Annotated in this window: 17 protein-coding genes; 5 read left to right on the top strand and 12 right to left on the bottom strand. The window is 53.7% G+C overall.

The window, feature by feature from the left end:
- Positions 1-22: 22 nt before the first annotated feature.
- From WCX19_RS03715 to acsB, 5 genes are read right to left on the bottom strand one after another with little or no spacing between them, the layout of a single operon-like run.
- A complete protein-coding gene (locus WCX19_RS03715) occupies positions 23-1063 on the bottom strand; it encodes a hypothetical protein (RefSeq protein WP_373005193.1) in 1041 nt (346 codons plus the stop codon).
- Positions 1064-2971, bottom strand: a complete 1908-nt coding sequence (locus WCX19_RS03710; protein WP_373005190.1) for an ASKHA domain-containing protein — start codon at positions 2969-2971, stop codon at positions 1064-1066. It abuts the gene before it with no gap.
- On the bottom strand, positions 2972-4306 hold the full coding sequence (acsC, locus tag WCX19_RS03705; RefSeq protein WP_373005187.1) for an acetyl-CoA decarbonylase/synthase complex subunit gamma: 1335 nt from the start codon (positions 4304-4306) through the stop codon (positions 2972-2974).
- A gap of 2 nt (positions 4307-4308) precedes the next feature.
- A complete protein-coding gene (locus WCX19_RS03700) occupies positions 4309-5253 on the bottom strand; it encodes an acetyl-CoA decarbonylase/synthase complex subunit delta (RefSeq protein ID WP_373005184.1) in 945 nt (314 codons plus the stop codon).
- A gap of 8 nt (positions 5254-5261) precedes the next feature.
- Positions 5262-7307 (bottom strand): acetyl-CoA decarbonylase/synthase complex subunit alpha/beta, encoded by a 2046-nt coding sequence (gene acsB, locus WCX19_RS03695; RefSeq protein WP_373005181.1) that lies wholly within the window; start codon positions 7305-7307, stop codon positions 5262-5264.
- Between the two features lie 230 nt (positions 7308-7537).
- Between acsB and WCX19_RS03690 the strand changes: the two genes are divergently transcribed.
- The 5 genes from WCX19_RS03690 to WCX19_RS03670 all read left to right on the top strand — a co-directional run bounded on the left by WCX19_RS03690 (position 7538) and on the right by WCX19_RS03670 (position 13146).
- Positions 7538-8605 carry a PEGA domain-containing protein gene (locus WCX19_RS03690; RefSeq protein ID WP_373005179.1) on the top strand — a complete coding sequence of 356 codons (1068 nt, stop codon included), beginning with the start codon at positions 7538-7540 and terminating at the stop codon, positions 8603-8605.
- A gap of 111 nt (positions 8606-8716) precedes the next feature.
- Positions 8717-10228 carry an MBL fold metallo-hydrolase gene (locus WCX19_RS03685; RefSeq protein WP_373005176.1) on the top strand — a complete coding sequence of 504 codons (1512 nt, stop codon included), beginning with the start codon at positions 8717-8719 and terminating at the stop codon, positions 10226-10228.
- A 152-nt stretch (positions 10229-10380) separates the two neighbouring features.
- Positions 10381-10980, top strand: coding sequence for a 6-phospho-3-hexuloisomerase (gene hxlB / locus WCX19_RS03680; protein ID WP_373005173.1), 600 nt, complete (start codon positions 10381-10383; stop codon positions 10978-10980).
- Positions 10981-11000: 20 nt separating this feature from the next.
- Positions 11001-12107 carry a pyridoxal phosphate-dependent aminotransferase gene (locus tag WCX19_RS03675; RefSeq protein WP_373005171.1) on the top strand — a complete coding sequence of 369 codons (1107 nt, stop codon included), beginning with the start codon at positions 11001-11003 and terminating at the stop codon, positions 12105-12107.
- Position 12108: 1 nt separating this feature from the next.
- Positions 12109-13146: a M42 family metallopeptidase gene (locus tag WCX19_RS03670; RefSeq protein ID WP_373005168.1), complete on the top strand. Its 1038-nt coding sequence runs from the start codon at positions 12109-12111 to the stop codon at positions 13144-13146.
- A gap of 247 nt (positions 13147-13393) precedes the next feature.
- On the opposite strand, the gene WCX19_RS03665 is transcribed toward WCX19_RS03670, so the two are convergent.
- The 7 genes from WCX19_RS03665 to WCX19_RS03635 all read right to left on the bottom strand — a co-directional run bounded on the left by WCX19_RS03665 (position 13394) and on the right by WCX19_RS03635 (position 19978).
- Positions 13394-13579, bottom strand: coding sequence for a hypothetical protein (locus tag WCX19_RS03665; RefSeq protein WP_373005164.1), 186 nt, complete (start codon positions 13577-13579; stop codon positions 13394-13396).
- Positions 13580-14072: 493 nt separating this feature from the next.
- Positions 14073-14336 (bottom strand): hypothetical protein, encoded by a 264-nt coding sequence (locus WCX19_RS03660; protein ID WP_373005161.1) that lies wholly within the window; start codon positions 14334-14336, stop codon positions 14073-14075.
- Between the two features lie 209 nt (positions 14337-14545).
- Positions 14546-15259, bottom strand: coding sequence for a hypothetical protein (locus WCX19_RS03655; protein WP_373005157.1), 714 nt, complete (start codon positions 15257-15259; stop codon positions 14546-14548).
- A 66-nt stretch (positions 15260-15325) separates the two neighbouring features.
- On the bottom strand, positions 15326-16294 hold the full coding sequence (locus tag WCX19_RS03650) for a methyltransferase domain-containing protein (RefSeq protein WP_373005154.1): 969 nt from the start codon (positions 16292-16294) through the stop codon (positions 15326-15328).
- Between the two features lie 90 nt (positions 16295-16384).
- Entirely contained in the window at positions 16385-17512 is a 1128-nt protein-coding gene (gene dnaJ, locus WCX19_RS03645) for a molecular chaperone DnaJ (protein ID WP_373005151.1), read from the bottom strand.
- 6 nt (positions 17513-17518) lie between these two features.
- The gene (gene dnaK / locus WCX19_RS03640) at positions 17519-19399 is read right to left on the bottom strand and encodes a molecular chaperone DnaK (RefSeq protein ID WP_373005148.1); all 1881 of its coding nucleotides are present in this window, start codon (positions 19397-19399) and stop codon (positions 17519-17521) included.
- Positions 19400-19426: 27 nt separating this feature from the next.
- Complete coding sequence (locus WCX19_RS03635; protein ID WP_373005145.1) at positions 19427-19978, bottom strand: nucleotide exchange factor GrpE; 552 nt, start codon at positions 19976-19978, stop codon at positions 19427-19429.
- Positions 19979-20085: the final 107 nt, after the last annotated feature.

Raw genomic sequence — 20085 nt, 5'->3', positions numbered from 1 at the left:
GGTAAGGACCTCATAAGAAAAATCAGGGAATCTTTGCTTCAGCCCGGATCCTCCGGGATATTTCGGCTGCGGCCCGCTGGATCGCAAGAGCACCGTTCCGGTCCGCAAACCGGATCCCGCAGCTCGGGGTGATCAGCGATTGCGCGTCAAAGAGTTCTACCGGCACCTGCTTTGTCAGCTGGGTGCGTATCGCGCAGTATTTTTCGTACAATGAATCGACCGTCTCGCCGGCAAAGAGTTTGTACTCGGCTGGGACGATCCCCCATGCAACAACACCGCCCCGTTCCATGTATTCCCGGATTGCATCGGAATAGAGGAGGAATTCTTTTGCGGTCGCGTACGCGTCAAGGGAGATCACCGAGGGGTCAAGGCCCATGATAAAACCCCAGTCCGTGTTCGAGCAGCAGTGGACGCCGAGACCGCCTTTAACAAGCGACGCGATATCGTGCCAGCCTGAGCGCACGGATTCCTTGTCGAGCGGCACGACCGATGAGCCAAGCGAGGCAAAGTACGGTTCGTTTAAGACAACGAGCGTCTCCTTGACACCGGTCCGGGCCTGCATCTCGTTCTCGCACCAGCGTGCCTTGAGCGCGATCATTTTCGAGAGGACATCGGCAAGCTGGGAATCGTAATAGATCGGGCGTTTGTCTGCATCGACCACCTGCATCCCGAAGGTGACCGGCCCGGTAACCTGGCATTTGAGTACCTGCGCCTGCGGGAACTGCCGGGTCATCATCTCGGTAAATGCAGATGCATGCGAACGATCAAGGCCGTATGGTGAAAAATTTTCTTCGACAAAGTCCAGGTACACCTGCTCCATCGCGGCCGTGTTGTCCCGGGTGCTGTCGTACAGCAGTCGGTCCTCGCGGATGAGCTGGCCCGGGAGCTGGGCGGAGTCGTTAAAGACAATACTTTCAAGCAGGCCACGGTCCGGGAGCGTGGGGGCATAGGGGAATTCAGGGAAGATGTCAAGGACGTCACTGCACGCGAGCACCGGGTCGGTATGCGGGAGGGCGCCGACACCGGTTGCGCGTGAATTCGGGGGCGGTATCATCCGTGACATTCAGGTCACCTCTTTTTTCTCCCGGATGGATTCAAGGAGTGCCTGGACCCGGGGGAAGAGAGAGAGATCGGTGTGCGGGAGGAATGCGCTCGATGTGTACTCGTCCATGAAAGACGGCTCTGCGTTGAGCTCGATATAGGCGATCTGGCCCGCGATCCCGTCGAGAAGTTTCCGCTTCCTGCGGTTGATGAGCGCGAGGTTGGCTCCTGCCACGGCGCCATTACCGATGTTTTTGATCCGTTCGAGATCGATCTCCGGGATCAGGCCGGCGATTGTCGCGTTCTTCTTGTTGATGTAGTTCCCGAAGGCACCGGCAAAGTAGATGGTGGCGATATCGAGCCGGGTCACGCCGGCCTCTTTCATAAGGGTCACGCAGGCGGCATGGATGGATGCCTTGCTCATGATAAGGTTCTTGATGTCGTTTTCCGTGATCACGATATCTTTTGCAATATCGGTCTCGCGCGACCACGCGATCACATACTCCGGGAAGTGTGCGCCGGCGCGGATCCGGGGATTTTTGATCTCCATGTTGATCCGCCCGGTCCGGTCGATGACCCCTGCTACGAGCAGTTCGGCAAGGATATCGATGAGGCCGGAACCGGTGATACCTTTGGGTTTTGTCCCGTTGATCGTGGAGAAGGTGGGGTCAAGGGTGACCGGATCGATCGTGATCTTCTCGATGGCGCCGGGGTTAGCCCGCATCCCAAAGAGCACCTCGCCGCCTTCAAGCGCCGGCCCGGCGGCGCCTGCGCAGGAGAACATCCATTCCTTGTTGCCGAGTACGACTTCGAAGTTTGTCCCGATATCGACAAGAAGCGAGATCTCCTCGTTCTCGCCCATGCCGCAGGCAAGGATGTCGGCAATAATATCGCCCCCGATAAAGTCGCTGACGGCCGGGAAGGCAAAGAGCCCGCAGTTCTTGTTGCAGGTTAATCCAATCCGTGCGGCAGCAACCGAGAGCGCCCGCTGGACTACCGGAACATAGGGTTCCTTGATGATGTATGCCGGATCGATCCCGAGCAGCATGTGGGTCATGACGGTGTTTCCCGCGACAACGACCTCGTAGATATCCTCCCGGTCGATCCCGGCGGTATTGGACGCTGAGGTCAGCGCGGTGTTGATACTCTCAACGGCAAGCGACTGGAGTTTGTCGATCCCGTTCTTCTGCGCATAATTGACGCGGGCAAGGATGTCCTCCCCGCAGCTGATCTGCCGGTTATAGTTGGAAGCGACCGCGGCCACTTTTCCCGTGATAAGATCCCAGAGGTACGCGACAACCGTGGTGGAGCCAAGATCGACTGCCGCCCCGTAGAGCCGGTGGGAGGTGTCGTTTTCCTGGAGATCGATGAGCCGGTAGCCCCCGGGCACAAGAGCAATGGTGCCGGTCACCTTCCAGTCGCTGTGCCGGAGCAGGGCAGGGATCTCGCGCATCACTTCGAGCGGTGCGTACATCTTCTCAGCGACCGGGCCGCCCCGTTTCTGGATCCCCCAGAGCAGCCGTGAGAGATCCGGCGACGGGTCGGCAAGGGTCGGTGGCTGGAGTTCGACATAATATTTTTTCACGGACGGGTGGAACTCGATCTCGGTATCAATACCGTTCACGAGAATCTTCTGTTCCTGGATGAGCGTACTTTCGGGAATTACCACCGCGAGATCGCCCTGGATGGTAGTCACACAGGCAAGACAGGCGCCTTTTTTGAGTTCCTCTTCAGTAAAGAACCGGCCGTATTTCTGCCGGTCGAACTCGGCCTTGCCGGACTGCACATAGACCACGCATTTGCCGCACTTACCTTGGCCGCCGCAGACGACATTCATGTTGATGCCGGCACGCTGGGCCGCGTCAAGGATGGTCGTCCCGCGGGGGGCGACGATCTTGTTATACCCGGGGAGGAAGGTAACTGTGCGCATTTAGGGTTTCCATTCCTGGTGGAGGAATTCGCCGATCTCCGCCGCGTCCCGGGGCCCGACAAGCACTTTCCAGCCGGTTGCCTCTTCTATCCGTCCCGAGAGGGGAGCGGAGTACCCGGGGATGATCAGTTTCCGGTGCGTGACCTCGCTCTCGACCCCGAATTTCTTGATCGCGTCCCGCACCAGCGTCTCGTTGAGCTTCCCGGCAGCAACGGCGGTGAGCACCGAGAGTCCTTCGGTATCCACGATCAGCATGAAGCAGGGGACCCGGCTGGATTCAAGGTATCCCTGGAGCGTGAAATACGTAAGGGAGAAATTGACCGTCATGAGCACCGGTGCATTCTTGCCCGGCGTGCCGACCCGGTACAGCCCGGGGTTCATCTGGATGGGTTTCTGCGGGTCGGTGTAGATATTCTGGCGGAGAGTGAGCGCGGCCTTTGCAGAAGCCGGGGCGAGCGGGGAGGTGACGATAACGGATGCATACTTGACAATCCCGAGGGCAATGGCAGCATCTTCATCGGCAAAAGCGGTTGCATCCAGGTACACCGGGTACCCGAGATCCGGGACCGCCCGGGTAATGGCAAGCTGCCGGATCGCGGTCGACCGGGTAATGAAATCGCCCAGCGTCTTTGGGGCAGGATCGATGAGGAGGGTTGTGACGCCTTCCGCGACGCAGTCTTTTGTCAGTTGGGCAAGAGCATCAAGGGCAGGGGCCCGGATAACGAGCCGGCACCCGTGCTGTTTTGCAAGGGCGCACATCTGTTTGTAGTTTTCCGGGGTTGCGGCACAGATGACCGGGTGGTAACTCCCGCACAGGACAAGGGCCGCAGCAAGGGCCGCCGGGTTATCCGATACAAGGACTTCGGGGAGACCGGCGGTTTTTTCTACGGCAGCAACGGCCTTTGCATAGGCTTCAACCGTGCCGCTCGTGTTGACAATGGCAGTCCCGTTGAATTTTAAATCGGCCCCGACCCGGGTCAAAGTCTCGTCGCGCACCCGGGCCGTGACTGCCATAATCTCTTCTTCGCTCTCTGTATCCAGAACCCTGAACATGATACCCGGGGGATGGTAGAAAGTCTTGTCGTGCCTGTACAGGACAAATTCTTCGCCAACGGCAAACGAACGTTCGCCGACCCCGAGTTTTACCTGTTTTATCGGTGGCCGGGTTGTTGCCCCGAGAACCGATTTTGCGTTCTCATCAAGGTACGGGCAGAGCTCGATATCGGCTTTTCCGGCGGCAAGTTTCATCGCAAAGGTCAGGCAGGTCGGGTCGCCGCACTCCTTGCAGTTCTTCTTTGGCAGGAGCTTGTAGATATCAAGGGCTTTGAGTGCCATGTTCAAGCCCCCGACCGGGTGACAAGCCCGGTAAATGCCGCCTTCAGCCGTTGTACCGTGTCCGGGTGACGGACGCAGACGATCTCCGCCCCGGCAACGGCAGCGGCAAGGCTGGTTGCAAATTCCCATTCAACCGCCGTAGCATTCCTGACTTCGGGGTCAGCTTCGCGCACCTCTTTAATGGTGAGTGAATCCGACGGGGCGCAGATCATCGGCATCGCGAGATCCGTATCCCCTTTAAGCGCAGAGAACCGGATCCGTTCCATTGCTGAATACGAGTACTCGAACCCGTAGCCGAGCGCACCGGTGTAGGGATCGATGACAATGTGATCTTTCTGGACGCCGATCTCTTTTAAGAGGATATTGAGCTGCTTTGCGAGGTTGATGTCGATGGGGGACTGGGCGATGATCGAGTGATTATACGCGAGGGCAGCAGCAGCAATGCTCCGGTACCGGCCGGCCTCGGCGGTTCCGAGCAGCAGGCGCTCGCCCTGCCCGGTCTCCCCGCACTTCTGGAATACCTCGCTGTCGATCTTTGGCTCGTTGCTCCCTTCGATAATGAGTGGCAGGGTAGTCGATGCAAGAACGGTTTCGACTGTTTTTCCGAGCCCCGGGACATCGGAAAAATCCCGCTGCCGGGTGCTCGTGAGGCAGAGCCGGACAAGATCTGCGCCATAGGTTGTTTCCGCTTCCTTTGCCCACGCGCCGGGATCGTGAACGAGATCCCCGCAGAACTCGTTAACAATCGGCGACCAGGACCTGGAGTCGTCGCAGATCTCAAAGGCGATGAGCGGCGAGGGGGATACGGTATCTTTTTCCATAAAAGGCAGGGTTGTTCCCCCGCCGATCCGGTACGTGCGTGACCGGGTGCCACCCTCTGCGCGGGTTGCGCCAAGAACGACTTCTCCAACAGTGCTTGTCCAGCCAAAGTTCAGGTCAGGTATCATCTCTCGCCTCACATCAGGGGTTTCATGGTAAGTGCCGGGTGGCCGACTTTTGAGAGGAACGTGGTAAGATCCTCGATAGTTGCTGCACTATTCTCATCGGCAATTTTTTCGAAGAGATCAGGGTGTCCTTTTGCCGCAAACAGCGGTACAAGCCGGGGTTTGAGTTCCTCTTTTAACTGTGCCGGCATCCAGACAAGGCGCTCGATTCCTCCTTCTCCCTGAAGGAACCGGTCCGAGAGGATATAATTTTTCGAGATCCCGGCAAACCCCGGGGTCTGGGCACCCCCTCCGATGGTGCCGGCAAGGGTTGAAAAGGTCATGCCCGAGGGGGTCATCCCCTTGTATTCCCGGTTCACGACCATGATCCCGTTCGCCTCCGGGAGCATCAGGGCGATGGCCTCGAAACACCCGCAGCAGGTCATGGGAAACTCCATGACGCTGTAGAGCGAGCAGCGCTCGATCTCACCGTGGCTCGCTTTTTTCACGAACCGGTTCACACCTTCGAACTCGCCGTTCTGGGCATTCACCAGTGCCCCTTTCTCAACCGGCTGGTTTGCACCCGATGGCGAGATCTCGTAGGCAATCTTCCCGTCAAGCCAGCTGATCGCCCCGCAGAGAGCCGGTCGCTCCGGTGTGATCACGCAGACATGGTTGGGAGCAAACGTCTGGCAGAGCGTGCAGGAATAATAGGTATCGACATCGTTGTCGCGCATCCCCTTGATACGGGCATCGCGTTCCTCGTATATTTTCTCTGCCTCCTTTTTTCCCGCGAGCACTTTGTCCTGATCGGTAATGAGGGTCACGGCAACCGCATCGAGAAGCTGGGGGAAATCCATCCGGAATTTACTGGCAAGGAGTTTTCCCAGGTGTTCGATCTTTACTCCTTTCGTGAATGCTTCCTTTGATATCCGCACCCAGATGAGATCCCGTTGCGCGACATGCCACGACCCCTCGCCGTAATTAACAAAATTGTGGATCCGGCGTTCGAGGACCGGCTCGTAATCTTTCTTCATCGTTTTCCCGGCCACCTCGATTACGATACCCAGTGGGTAGGCTGCGCCTTCCTTCATGGCATCGATCTCCGGTCCGATCACGGTTACCTTCCCGTCCTCGATCTCACCGGGATTTCGCATCCGCAAAAGTTCAAATGCCGGTGAGCGGCCTCCACCAAACTCGACCTGCATCTCCTCTTTCCGGATGCTTTTTCCCTCAAACGCAGGGGAGCAGGCCATGGGGATGGGGATAGCGGTCACGGTAACCCGGATCCCTTTCAGGTCCATGCCGGTGCGTACGACATCATCCGGTGTAGCAGGTGTCCAGTCCCCTCCTTCGTACCCGCCGAGCGAGAGGATCGGGAATCCCAGCACGCGCATCCCGTCAACAAATGCAATATCCTCGTCAGAGAGTCCGGGAAATACTATCACGATGGCTTTGGCCCGTTCTGCTGCATAGGTGAGCAGCCGGTTAATATCGCCCGGGGAGACACCGCCAAACATCATCGCGACCCGTGCAACGATATCAATAAAATGAACGCTGTGCAGGGGTTTTGAACCAAGGGGGATAAGACGATAATCGAGGCCCAGTTTTACGCCGGCGGAAGAGAGGGATGGGATGACACCGCCGGAAAGGAACGTAAGCATGTATTTTTCCTGGAGTTCACGGCAGATCGCAGCAGCGCTTTCTGCGCTTTTCGGGGTGCCGACAAGAAGTGCAAGCCCAAGGATGCTCCCGTCAACAAGTGAATAGCCGAGTTTACGGATCACCGTGTCGCTGATAAATCCCGTATACGGTGCAGGTTCATTTCCATTAAGCGCAGTCGCCTCCGCAAGCAGGCACTCGGCTGCAACGAGCGGATTGCTGCTCGTTTTGGTAAAAACATCTGATGCCGTGCTGCGGTCATGCACCGCGATCCCCGTCAGGGCATACGATATTGGAAGATGGTATGCGGTATCCTCGTAGGAAAATTCACGGGATATCGTAGCTATTTTGTTTTTCAGTTGCTCGTTTCCGGTTTTTTTGGCCAGCGTCACGTCGGTCAGGAAGATCCCCTCCAAGTATGGGTTACTGCGCAGCCATACATATAGTTTCGTTATTGGTGCAATCCCCTCCCTGTAACAGATCCAATCCGGGTACGCGGGATATCCCCTGAAAAATTTTTAATAGCAATAACAATATTTATTCCCTCACGGAGATATTCTCTTTAAGGTGAGGGTAAAAAATGCATTCCAGTAAAATTAGGGGGATTTTTCCCGCGGTTCTTCTTCTGATTGTCCTGTCATTGTGTATGATCCCGGTATATGCAGGGGATGGAATTATATCCATCACGTACCGGGGAGCCGGTGGTTACTATGTCGGCGACAGTATTGCATTTGACGGGAAGAACACACTTGGCAATATGACGGTGATAAAGATTACCGGCCCCGGGCTCCCGGCTGAAGGTGTCCCGCCATATAACCTGACCGATGTACCGGGAACAGGTAACACGGCAGAAACTGGTCCATCGGGATCATGGGCGTTTTACTGGGACTCCTCTCGTGCAATAGGGATAAACAACCTGTATACCACGCGGTACACCTTTACGGCATTTGATCAGAGTCACCCGGAAATTACCACTTCAACATCAGTCATGCTTAAGAAACCGGAATTTTATGTGTCGATGACTCCTAACCCTGCAAGCCTTGACGAGTATGTTCAGATAGTAGGGGAAGCAGAAAACGGGGCCAGTTCTATCGTGATTAATGTGGTGGATGCTTCTGGAAACAAAGTCCACACGTTCACCTCTCCATTAAGCGACAACGGGTTCTTTAATTACGGCTTCCACGTGGATATGCCTCCCGGCCAGTACACCGTCACGATTAGCAGCCCGTCCATGCTGAACAGTCTCACCAAGACACTGACTGTTTCTGCAACGAAAGTAACGGGGACCACTTCGGTAACTGCCCGTACGACTCCGATTGCGGAGGCCAGTACCAATGTGACTGCAGTTTCAACCGTCCCACCATTATCCCCTACAATAACACAAACCGCAGTTTCGCCAGATGCCGGCACTCTTGCTATCTCATCGAAACCGACGGGCGCAACAGTATATCTTGATTCCGTGATGGTAGGAAAAACACCCCTGACTCTTAATTCAGTCTCGCCCGGGTCACACACGGTAGAGATCAAATCACCCGGATATCTGTCCTGCTCGATCGATGTGGTCGTTTCTGAAGGTAAACCAACGGTGATTTCTCCTGAAATGGTGAAGACTCCCTTCGGACTCCCGCTTTCACCGCTGACGGTAATTGTCGGCTTTATCGGGGCAATGGCCATTTTCTGGGCAACAGAGCGTAGAGGAAAAAATAACCGGTAACCTCCCGGGTTATCTCGCAGGTGTCCGCACCTGCATCATTTTTTATTTTTTTACCGTAACCTATAATGAAAACAAGTACCTATTTTATTCCTGCAAACGGGGTCAGCAATTGTGACGAAATTTGGTTTTATCGCACATATGCCGGATGAACCCGGTTCTCTCGAACGGGCTGCCGGAATCATCAAGAAATATGAGGGCAATATCAATCGTATCCAGTATGATCGCAGGATCGATCCCTGCACGGTATTTTATGAGGTTACTGCATCCGAAGAATCCTATGCGCGAATCACCAGTGATCTTGCGGCCATCGGATACCTCCAGACATCCTTAAAACCACTGAGCTTTCTTAAGTTTTCCGTACACCTTCCCCATACCGCCGGTTCCCTCTGCCAGTTCCTGAAATATACCACAGATTCCGGTGCAAATATCGGGTTTATCGATTTCGATGATACCGGACGACACCCGGATCGAGTGACGGTCAGCCTGAATCTTGAAGACCCGGCAGCAGTTGAACGACTCCTCGATCAGCTGAAATCGCGCTACCAGATTGAGATTCTCGAATATGACACCACAGGAAAACATCTCGACGATACGATCTTCTATGTACGGTTTGCCCAGGAGATCCGGGAGTTAATCGGAGAATCCGAGAATACGTTTTTACTCTCGTTTCTGGCCGACACCAACCATATTGCACAGGAACTGATGAACCGGGGGAACAATCCACAGCAGGTTTTTGACAGCGTGCTTTTAACCGGCCGGACGATGCGTGCCACGACAGGCAGTAATTTTTATGCCGATGTCCAGAAGATCCACGTAACCCGCGAGGTAGATCTTTTCTGTTTCCAGATGCCCTGTGGGGGGAGCATCTATACCCTGACCACCCCGGATGAGGCACTGATGGTAGATACCGGTTATGGCATCTATCACAACGATGTCATGGCAATGTTTTCGCATTATGGGCTTGGCGACGAACGCCGGTTTGGCCGGGTGGTAATCTCCCATGCGGATGCGGATCACTGCGGCGCCGGGGGATTTTTCCCGTCAGAAGCGCTCATGCATACGGGAACCAGGGATATCATAAAAACAAACAACCGGGCATACGGTTCGCGAAACGAGCATTCCGTCCTGGAAGCGTTCTATACCAAGATGATCAACCTTTTTTCGCAGTTCAGGCCTTCAAAAGAGATTACCTGTCTTCCACCGGCCGGCGCAGTAAAACGCAGTATCTTTCCGGTTCTTGGGAATATCAGAATCGGCGATCTGGAACTTGAAGTACTCGAAGGACTTGGCGGACACACGTATGGGCAAATCTACCTGTATTCAGAGTCGGAAGGACTGCTTTTTACCGCTGATGCAGTTATTAATTTTTCCAGCCTCACCCAGGAACGGGCATCCTATAGTTCGCTTGCTGATTTTCTCGTTACTTCAGTAAATGTTGACAGCGATCTCGCGCGCAAAGAGCGCAAGGCACTTCTTGAACTTGCGGCAGAAACAGATCGGAAACTTGCCCCGCAACAGAAACGCTGCCGGTGCTGCTGCGGACATGGTGCAGTCTCGGTGCTGGAGAACGGAAAACTGGTATCCTATGGAGAGATTATGCATTACAGCGCGTCAGACTCCTGACACGTAACCTTAAAAAATACGGTTATCCTGAAATACGGTTGTCCTGAAAAATTTCTACAATATTCACACGTTTTTACCCATATCCGCTCATAGTAACCCGGCAGGTACGAAATTCTCTTCTACTATGGGGTGGCATCATTCTTACGAGAAGGATGGAAAATCACAGGGTTCAGGAAATGATGCAGTTGATGGCATCAAAGATCCGGGCGATCGCGACGTTGATCTCTGATAAGGATGTAGACGCGTTCATTGCCGAGATCCTGCATGCCCGGCGCATTTATGTGATGGGCGCAGGACGGTCCGGGCTTGTCGCAAAGGGGTTTGCCATGCGCCTGATGCACCTCGGTCTCCAGTCGTACGTTGTCGGTGAGACGATCACGCCGGCGCTCCAGAAAGGGGATCTTATCGTGATCTTTTCGGGATCCGGCAGGACGAAGACTGTTGCCGATATTGCCGAGACCGGTAAGGAGATCGGGGCGCATATCTGCCTGATCACCTCAAATGCTGACTCCCGGATTGGAAAGATTGCAGACTGCAAAGTGATTATCGAGCACCAGCGCGACGATGTCGATGACGATGCGGCAGAGTTTGAGATCCGGCAGGTGCTTGGGGATCACAAGTCGTTTGCACCGCTCGGGACACTCTTTGAAACGACCTCGATGATCTTCGGCGATGCCGTGATCTCACGACTCATGGAGATAACTAAAACCGACGAATCCGCGCTCAAGAACCGGCATGCAAATATTGAGTAGTATCTGTGTGGAGGAAAAAATTGACAGAACGATTCTCGCCCCGGGTAAAAGGAATCGAGATCTCGGGGATACGAAAAATCTTTGAAGCGGCGGGTCCGGATTCGATCAATCTCGGTCTGGGTCAGCCGGATTTTGACACGCCGCAGCACATCAAGGATGCGGCCATTGCCGCCATCCGTGCGGGGAAAACCGGCTACACCGCCAACACGGGAATTCCCGAACTCCGGGATGCGATCAGTGCCAAATTCAAAAAAGAGAACGAGATCTCCTACGCTCCCGATCAGATCATAGTCACTGCCGGTGCAAGCGAGGCGCTCCATATTGTGATGCAGGCTCTCGTGAGCGAAGGCGATCGGGTTCTCTGTGCCGACCCGGGTTTTGTCTCGTATGCTGCACTCGCAACACTTGCCGGGGGTCGGCCGGTCGGCGTCCCACTGGATGAGACTCTTCATATCAATCTTGACAGGGCGCAGGAACTCATGAAAGGGGCCCGCCTTTTTGTCCTCAACTCCCCGGCAAACCCGACCGGGGCCGTGGAGAGCCGGGAATCGATCAAGGCTCTCGTTGAATATGCGAACGATGCCGGCGTCACCATTGTCAGCGATGAAGTGTACGAGCATTTCATCTACGGTAAGAAACACTGGAGTGCAGCCCGGTTTGGCGACAACGTGATCACGATAAACGCGGCGAGCAAGACTTACGCGATGACCGGCTGGCGCCTGGGGTATCTCGCGGCATCTTCCGAAATTGTCGGCCAGTGCCTCAAGGTCCACCAGTACTGCCAGGCCTGCGCGACATCGATCTCGCAGTACGCGGCGCTTGCTGCATATACCGGGGACCAGTCTCCGGTAGCAAAGATGCGCACCGAATACCAGGCACGACGGGACCTGCTGGTTAAGGGACTTTCCGAGCTGGGTTTTTCGCTTCCGGTTCCCGAGGGTGCGTTCTATGCATTTGTCCCGATGAAGCCTGCGCTTGTCCAGAAAATTATCGACCGGGGAGTAATACTTACACCCGGTTCTGCATTCGGGGCAAATGCGCCGGACTACGCCCGTTTGAGTTATGCCTCGTCCCGGGACAACCTCAAGAGATCTCTTGATAGGATCAAAAAAGCAACAGGTGAGTAATATGGTAAAAGAACTTTTACGAAAATTGTCCAATGCCCACGGGGTATCGGGCAGCGAAGGCAGTGTTTTTGCCGTAATAAAAAAAGAACTCAAAGGATATGTCGATGAGATCACTGAGGATTCCATGGGTAATCTCATTGCCGTAAAGCACGGGAATAAGTCAAAAGTGATGCTTGCCGCCCACATGGATGAGATCGGGCTCATGGTAAAGTATGTCGATGACAAGGGTTTTCTCCGGTTTATCACGCTCGGCGGCTGGTATGCGCCGACTCTCTATAACCAGCGCGTCATCATTCACGGGACAAAAGGCGACCGGATCGGCGTCATTGGAGGCAAGCCCCCGCATATGATGGACGACGAGGAACGTAAAAAGGGTGTCAAGCCCGATGAGATGTTCATCGATGTCGGGGCGCAGAACAGGGACGAGGTCGCGGATATCGGTATTGAGATCGGAACGCCCATCACCATCGACCGGGAGTTCGCCGAGCTTTCCAACAACCGGGTGACCGGGAAGGCATTCGATAACCGGGCCGGTGTCGCGATGCTCATCAAGACCATGCAGAAGATGAAGTCGCCGTTCACGGTCTACGCGGTCTTTACGGTTCAGGAAGAAGTCGGCCTCAAGGGGGCAAAGACCAGTGCATTTACCATTAATCCAGACTGGGCTGTTGCAACCGATGTCACGATCCCCGGAGATCACCCGGGCATTGAGATGAGAGATGCGGCAGTCGAGATGGGAAAGGGGCCGGTCATTACGATTGTCGACAGCAGCGGAAGGGGCCTGATTGCAAACCGCAAGGTTGTCCAGTGGTTGAAAGATGCTGCCGAGTCCCACGATATCCCGGTCCAGGTTGAAGTCGGTACCGGGGGAACGACCGATGCAACGTCCATTCACCTGACCAGGGGCGGCATCCCGAGCACCACGATCAGCCCGCCGGCCCGGTACATCCATTCACCGGTTGAGGTTATGGATATCCGGGATATCGAAGGCGGAGTAAACCTGCTTGTTGCTGCACTTAAGGTAAAACCGGTACTATAAATTTTTCTTGTTTTTCTATCTCCGTTGTTGTATTATAAAAATCCCAAAAAATTCGTCTGATTTAGGAAATCCCGCATTATTACAGTTAATTATGAGATTATTGAGACCAGATTTTAATCTCAGCTCACGGAACATCCCGTGAATAGAAGTGGCTTTAACGGATTCTCTGAAGATCCGTTTTATCGAAGAGAAAATACCTTCGACCGACCATCGTGTCCCATAATCATGCGAATGTGCCCAGACACGATTATCCGACATCAAGGTATTCGCGAACACATTTCTGCCCTGCAGGGCAACCCCTCGCTGCGTGAAGCGGATCAGTTTTTGATAGATGATGAAATGTGCCGTTCTTCCAGATCCTGTACTTCTCTAAATTTTCCTTTGCAAACATCAGAATTTTTAACAGGACTTGCCGAAGCGATTCCCGGTCCATTGGGGGTACCCCCTTCCTTGCCAGCCCGGGGTGGCACCCCCCGCTCCCAAAACCGGAAGGTACCCTGACCCCCCGACCGATTTTTTAAAAGTTTTACCCCCCACCCCCCTGTCCGGGCATAAGAGGGGGCCTACCCCCACTTTCCAGCATTTCCAAAACCTGTGCTTCGCGTGGAGCTATCGCCTGAAGATATTTTTGCTGGCCGATGGCTCGGAGGGGTAGGGGCCTCTTTTCCTGCAAGGGGGTACCCCCCGCTCCCAAAAAGGAGAGGTACCCAGACCCCCGACCAATTTTTTAAACACATGATCCCCCCACCCCCCTCTTGTGGCTTGGGAGTGGGGGGTGCCACTTTTGTACAAAAGGGGGGGTACCCCTTCCTGCACTAAATGGAGGGTGGCGGCTGTCAAAAAGGATATTTCCGCGTCCAGATATGTTTCATACAAATTTTTAGTGGTTGTTCTTTTAACTTGAAAATAGAGAAGTACTGAGATCATTAAAAAATTGCCAGATGATCGTAAGCACCGTCGTCCGGGATTTTCCTGATATTTCCGGACTGAAGCGAATCCTGCATGGAATCGATGAGGGGGATACAACCGGCTTTATCTTGCATAGTCTCGTCAGTGACTTCCATTGCAAGAATATTCTGTGATTTCCTGTCAATACCCTCATGAACTTTGATCCAACCGCGATGAATCCGCCACTTCTCCTGCATCCATTCTTCCCGGTTGGTTACCGATCCCGGTGCAGTCAATAGCATTTACTTACATTCCCAACGGGTTGTTTAATCGTATCAGACAATGGCAATTCAAACGCCCGAATTCTACGGAACAATATCGGGCAATCGGCGGCACTTCTACCTTTGGGAGGATTTTGATTAACAAGCAAAAATGCAGGATTCCCTGTAATATTTTACACCGGAAAAATGAATCGCAGATCGTAAAAAAAAGAGGGTTTTTAAAAATCCTATTAGTATTTCTTCCTGACTGCAGCAAACCAGAGCACAGCACAGATAATTACGATAACTCCCATTGCGATCTCAACGGCATATTTTATGTAAAACGGCGTCTGGGTTTCAGCCAGTTTTTCTGCATTTTCGAGGTTGCCCTCAAGGTACGGATAATCCGGATCCAGTTGCTGGACTTTCTTAAATGCTGTCAGACCTTCGTTGCACCGGCCCATGCCGCAGAGCGCATATGCGTCATTGAACCATGCATCTGCATTATCCGGTTCAAGGCTGATGGCTTTTTCAAAGGATTGCAGTTGCTTAGAATAGTATGTGTTTGCGGTGGTCTGATCGTTGAGCTGGTCCTGGTAGTAGTAGCCGATATTATAGAGGATCAAGCCGTGGTTTATCCAGGCATTTGCAGACGAGGCATTGAGCGCCAGCGCACGGTCGGAGGCATTGAGGGCCAGGTTCAGGGTGGCGAGAGGATCTGCGGTATTCCGGTGTACACGGTTGAGGATATCGGCCCTGCCGTTCCATGCATCAGCATAGGCAGGATCAAGTGATATTGCCAGGTCATACGCCTGCAAGGCTGCAGTATAATTTTTCTGCCCGGTTAAGGTGGATGCGGTTGTATACCATCCGGCTGCATCTCCAGAAACAGCTGCAGTTGGCGTAAAAACAAAGATACTCAGCACAAGCATGAGCATCGCGAGGACAATGACACTGGATCTCATAGTACGAATTATATGGAGCATGGTTTCCTCATAACAATTACCCCATACCTTGCGAAAACAGCACCACTATTTCCGGAGTACAAGGATATGGCGCGTGAGGCTCTTGTGCACTCTCTGAGTATGGTGCTGGAGCACGGTCATGTGCTGTGCCGCAATCCCTGATATATCCCGGTGAGTGACGACGATCGCACGGTGGCCGGGTATCAGGACCCGGTTGATCTCGTCAAGAGTATCATGATACAGGTGCTCCATAGTGTCAGCTTTTTTTATGCAGACCGACTGGCCGTAGGGAAAATCGGTCACAACTTCATCCACTGCCTGGTTCTTTATCGGAAGCCGGGTGGTGTCGGCAAGGAGAAGTGCACTTTGCTTCACATTCTCTTTACTTCCCCGGATCATCATGGGATCAAAGTCGCTTCCCACCGCATGGAGCCCGAGCATCTCCGCTTCGATCAGGATCCCCCCGGTTCCGCAGAACGGGTCAAGCAGGGTCGTCCCGGCCCTGGCAAGAGATAGATTAACAAGAGTCCGTGCCATCCGTGGCATCATAACACCGGGATGAAAAAATTCGCGTTTACCCGGGTTGCGCTCGTTGTATGCCCCACGATCAATATGGTACAGGACTTTGCCGAAATAACACCGGTCTTTTGAAAGAATTGCCCGGTACTCCACAACCGGATTAATCAGCTGTACCGGACCGGTAATCATTGTACCAATCAACCGTTCAAATTCCCGCTGGGAGCAGGGATTTTTTTCCTGGCAACTGTCATGGATAAGTTTAACCCGGCCGGCAAACGGCTGATTGGTAGTTAAAGAGAGATCAGAAAGCAGGTGCTTAAACGAAGTGATATCCGGTGCACATTCACCCAGGTACTCAAGCACGATATGGGTCATTGCGAGGCGCCGGGCTGCGGCCGGTACCGGGCATTCCGCGACGGCAACCTGCGGCCGTGTATCAAGCAGCGATGCAACGCATTCAATTTCCGCACATGGCAGGGTCGGGTTCTCACCCGAGAGCTCAAAAAGGAGCTTCATCTTTTTAGCAATGGGGCGCCTGCCCACAAATACCTGCGTGAATTACCGGGAAAAATTATACCCTGCAAGGGGTCTGACCGTCAAAAAAGATTATCTCTTTCCTTTTTTCTTTCCCATGATTCCTGAAAAGATACCGCCGGTTTTACTGGCATGGCCTTCAAGATCGGCAATTTTCTGGTAGAGTTCTTTTTGTTCACCGGATATTCCCCTGGGGGTGACAATCTTCACCCGTACGAGGAGATCACCGGGTTTTCCACGCCGCTTTACTCCCTCCCCGCCGATCCGGAGCGCGGTACTGTACTGGATACCGGCCGGTATCTTCAGGTCAAGGTGACGTTTGTCGATGGTTTCGATCTCAATTGTCGTCCCGAGTACCGCGAGTGCAGGTGTTATCTCAACGGTGGTCTCAAGGTTGTCACCCGTACGCTCAAAGCGTTTGTGAGGCAGGACATACATCTCGATAAAGAGATCCCCGTTTTGGGCACCGTAATCCCCTGCTTCACCATAGCCTTCCATGCGAAGGCGCATCCCACTGTCCACACCGGCAGGGATATGGACTGAGACCTTCCGCTTTACCCGGGTATGCCCGGTACCGTGGCAGCTGTGGCACTGCTTCTCCGGGATCTTGCCCCGGCCCCCGCACATGGTGCATGGAGTCATCCGGACAAACTGGCCGAATACTGACTGTGCGGTCTGCCGCATCTGTCCGCTGCCACCGCATCGCGGGCATACGTTGGTCTTTTTTGTCTCGCTGCCTGATCCCGCACATGCAGGACAGGCCTCGCTGTGCAGAACTTCGATCTCCTTGTCTGCGCCAGCCACTGCTTCTTCAAGCGTGAGCTGCATGCGCATTAAGAGGTCGGGACCGGGTTGCGGGCCGGACCTGCGCTGGTTCCCGCCAAAGAAGTCAAAGATATCCCCAAAACCGGAGAAATCGGAAGAGAAACCGCCGCTCCCGTAGCCTCCCCCTCCGGTATAGGATCCTTTCGAGGCATTTGTGTAGGTCTCGTGACCCATATTGTCGTACTGCGCCCGTTTCTGGGCGTCGGAAAGTACGCTGTATGCCTCATTTATCGATTTAAACTTCTCTTCGGCACCTGGATCCTTGCAGACATCCGGGTGGTACTTCCGGGCGAGGTTGCGGTACGCTTTCTGGATCTCTTTCTCATCGGCAGACCTTGGTACGCCGAGGATGTCATAATAATCGCCCGAGCCCATGGATGCTCACTCGTCTTTAACTTTGTAATCTGCGTTGACGACGTTATCGTCCTGTTTCTTTTCAGGTTCGGCTGATGTGGGATCTGCGCCGGCGGCGCCTGCACTGCCATCAGGCTGTGACTCCTGTTGCTTTGCAGCATTTTCAGCCTGCATCTTCTGGTAGATCTTGGTGGTCGCGGCGTAGACGGCTTCGGTGAGCGTCTCCATGGCCTTCTTGATCTCTTCCGGGTTGTCTGTAGAGAGTGCGGTCTTTACGGCTGCAACGCCTTCTTCTACCTTCTGCTTGTCGGCAGCATCAACCTTGTCGCCGCTCTCCTTGAGCATCTTTTCTGCAGTAAAGACCGCCGTGTCTGCCTGGTTCCTTACCTCAATCTCTTCCCGCTTTTTCTTGTCGTCGGCCTCGAACTGCTTGGCCGCGGTCATCATCTTCTTGATATCTTCGTCCGAGAGTTTTTTGTCTCCTTTAATGGAGATTGCCTGCTCGTTGCCGGAACCGAGATCCTTTGCCGATACGTGGATGATACCGTTTGAATCGATATCGAACGTGACCTCGATCTGCGGAATGCCCCGGGGGGCTGGCGGGATGCCGGTCAGCTGGAACTTGCCCAGCGTGAAGTTATCCTTTGCAAGAGCGCGTTCGCCCTGTACGACATGGATCTCGACGCTGGTCTGACCGTCTGCGGCAGTCGAGAAGATCTGGCTTTTTCTCGTGGGGATCGTGGTGTTGCGCTCGATGAGTTTGGTTGCAATACCTCCAAGCGTCTCGATCCCGAGCGTGAGTGGCGTCACATCAAGGAGCACGATGTCTTTGGTCTCACCGGTCAGCACGGCACCCTGGATGCCGGCGCCAAGCGCTACGCATTCATCGGGATTGAGACCTTTGTCGGGTTCTTTTCCCAGCAGTTTTTTAACCGTCTCCTGTACGAGGGGGATACGGGTCGAACCGCCGACAAGGAGCACATGATCGATGTCTTTTGCGGTCAGTTTTGCATCGCTTAATGCCTGGTTAACCGGCCCGACCGTGGATTCCACGAGATTGCCAATCAACTGTTCAAGTTTTGAACGGGAGAGATCGATGTTGAGGAACTTAGGGCCGGCAGCATCTGTCGTAATATAGGGCAGGTTGATAGTTGTCGTCTGGCGCTGGGAGAGTTCGATCTTCGCGTTCTCCGAAGCGTCGCGCAGGCGCTGCATGGCGAAGATATCGTTTTTGAGATCGATGCCCTCTTTCTTTTTGAACTCCTCGACAAGGTAATCCGTGATCAGTTTATCGAAATCGTCGCCGCCGAGATGGTTGTTACCTGCGGTGGATTTTACCTCAAAAACTCCATCCCCGAGCGTGAGGATCGATACATCAAACGTACCGCCGCCAAGGTCATAGACAAGGACCGTGGCATCCGCTTCTTTATCAATACCGTACGCGAGGGCGCTTGCGGTCGGCTCGTTGATAATACGCAGGACTTCAAGGCCGGCGATCTTTCCGGCATCCTTTGTGGCCTGCCTCTGGGCATCGTTAAAATATGCCGGAACGGTAATGACCGCTTTTGTAATCTTCTCCCCAAGATATGCCTCCGCGTCAACCTTCATCTTCTGGAGGATCATCGCGGAGATTTCCTGTGGAGTATATTCCTTATCGTCGATCTTTACTTTCTCCGAGGTTCCCATCGTACGCTTGATGGACTGGATCGTATGCCGGGGGTTGGCCACAGCCTGCCGTTTTGCAAGGCTCCCAACCAGGCGTTCGCCCTCTTTTGTAAATGCGACAACGGACGGGGTTGTTCGTGTTCCTTCACTGTTGGGGATGACAATGGGTTTACCCGCCTCCATGATTGACATGCAGGAGAAGGTGGTCCCAAGGTCGATACCTAATATCTTCTCGTTTGCCATAATGTCAGTCCTCCTTTATTTTTGATTTCAAGATTTTTCAACGGGCGCTTCATCGTGTGAGTTTTTTCCTTTGGATACTGCAACTTTTGCGTAACGGATCACTTTCTTGTACATCCGGTATCCGGGAGACACGACATCGACCACCGTTCCTTCTGCTTCATTCGACGGAATGTGCGCGACCGCATCATGCTCTCCAGGATCAAATGATTTTTTTAATGCATCTATGGGTGTGATACCATGCCGTGCGAGAATTCCGCAAAGCAACTGATGGATCTGTTCAACCCCCGTGCGGAGATGAATGTCATCGCTTTTGAGTGCCCGCTCTAAATTGTCCGCAACCTCCAGGATATCAACAGCTAAACGCTCATTTGCATGGTGTACCATGTCCTCGTGGTCACGGGCGGTCCGCTTCCGGTAATTGTCAAAATCCGCTGCAAGCCGGAGATACCGGTCATTTAAATCCTCATACTGCTTCTTCTGCTCCGCAAGTTCATCGCGTGGCTGAAGCGGTGGGGATACCGGTGTTTCCGGCTCTGCTGCATTGTTTTCAGGTACGGGAGTGGTATCGTAATCTTCCATAGTTCATCCCATTCGATGTTCCAATATCTATTGCATTGTGGTTCTATATAAAATTTAGTTAAATGCCAAGGACGGTATCTGCCGAAATCAAAGGTTTTTAGAATAGT

The sequence above is a fragment of the Methanoregula sp. genome (assembly GCF_041663825.1).
Taxonomy (GTDB): Archaea; Halobacteriota; Methanomicrobia; order Methanomicrobiales; family Methanospirillaceae; genus Methanoregula.
This window is presented reverse-complemented; position numbering and strand designations above follow the sequence as displayed.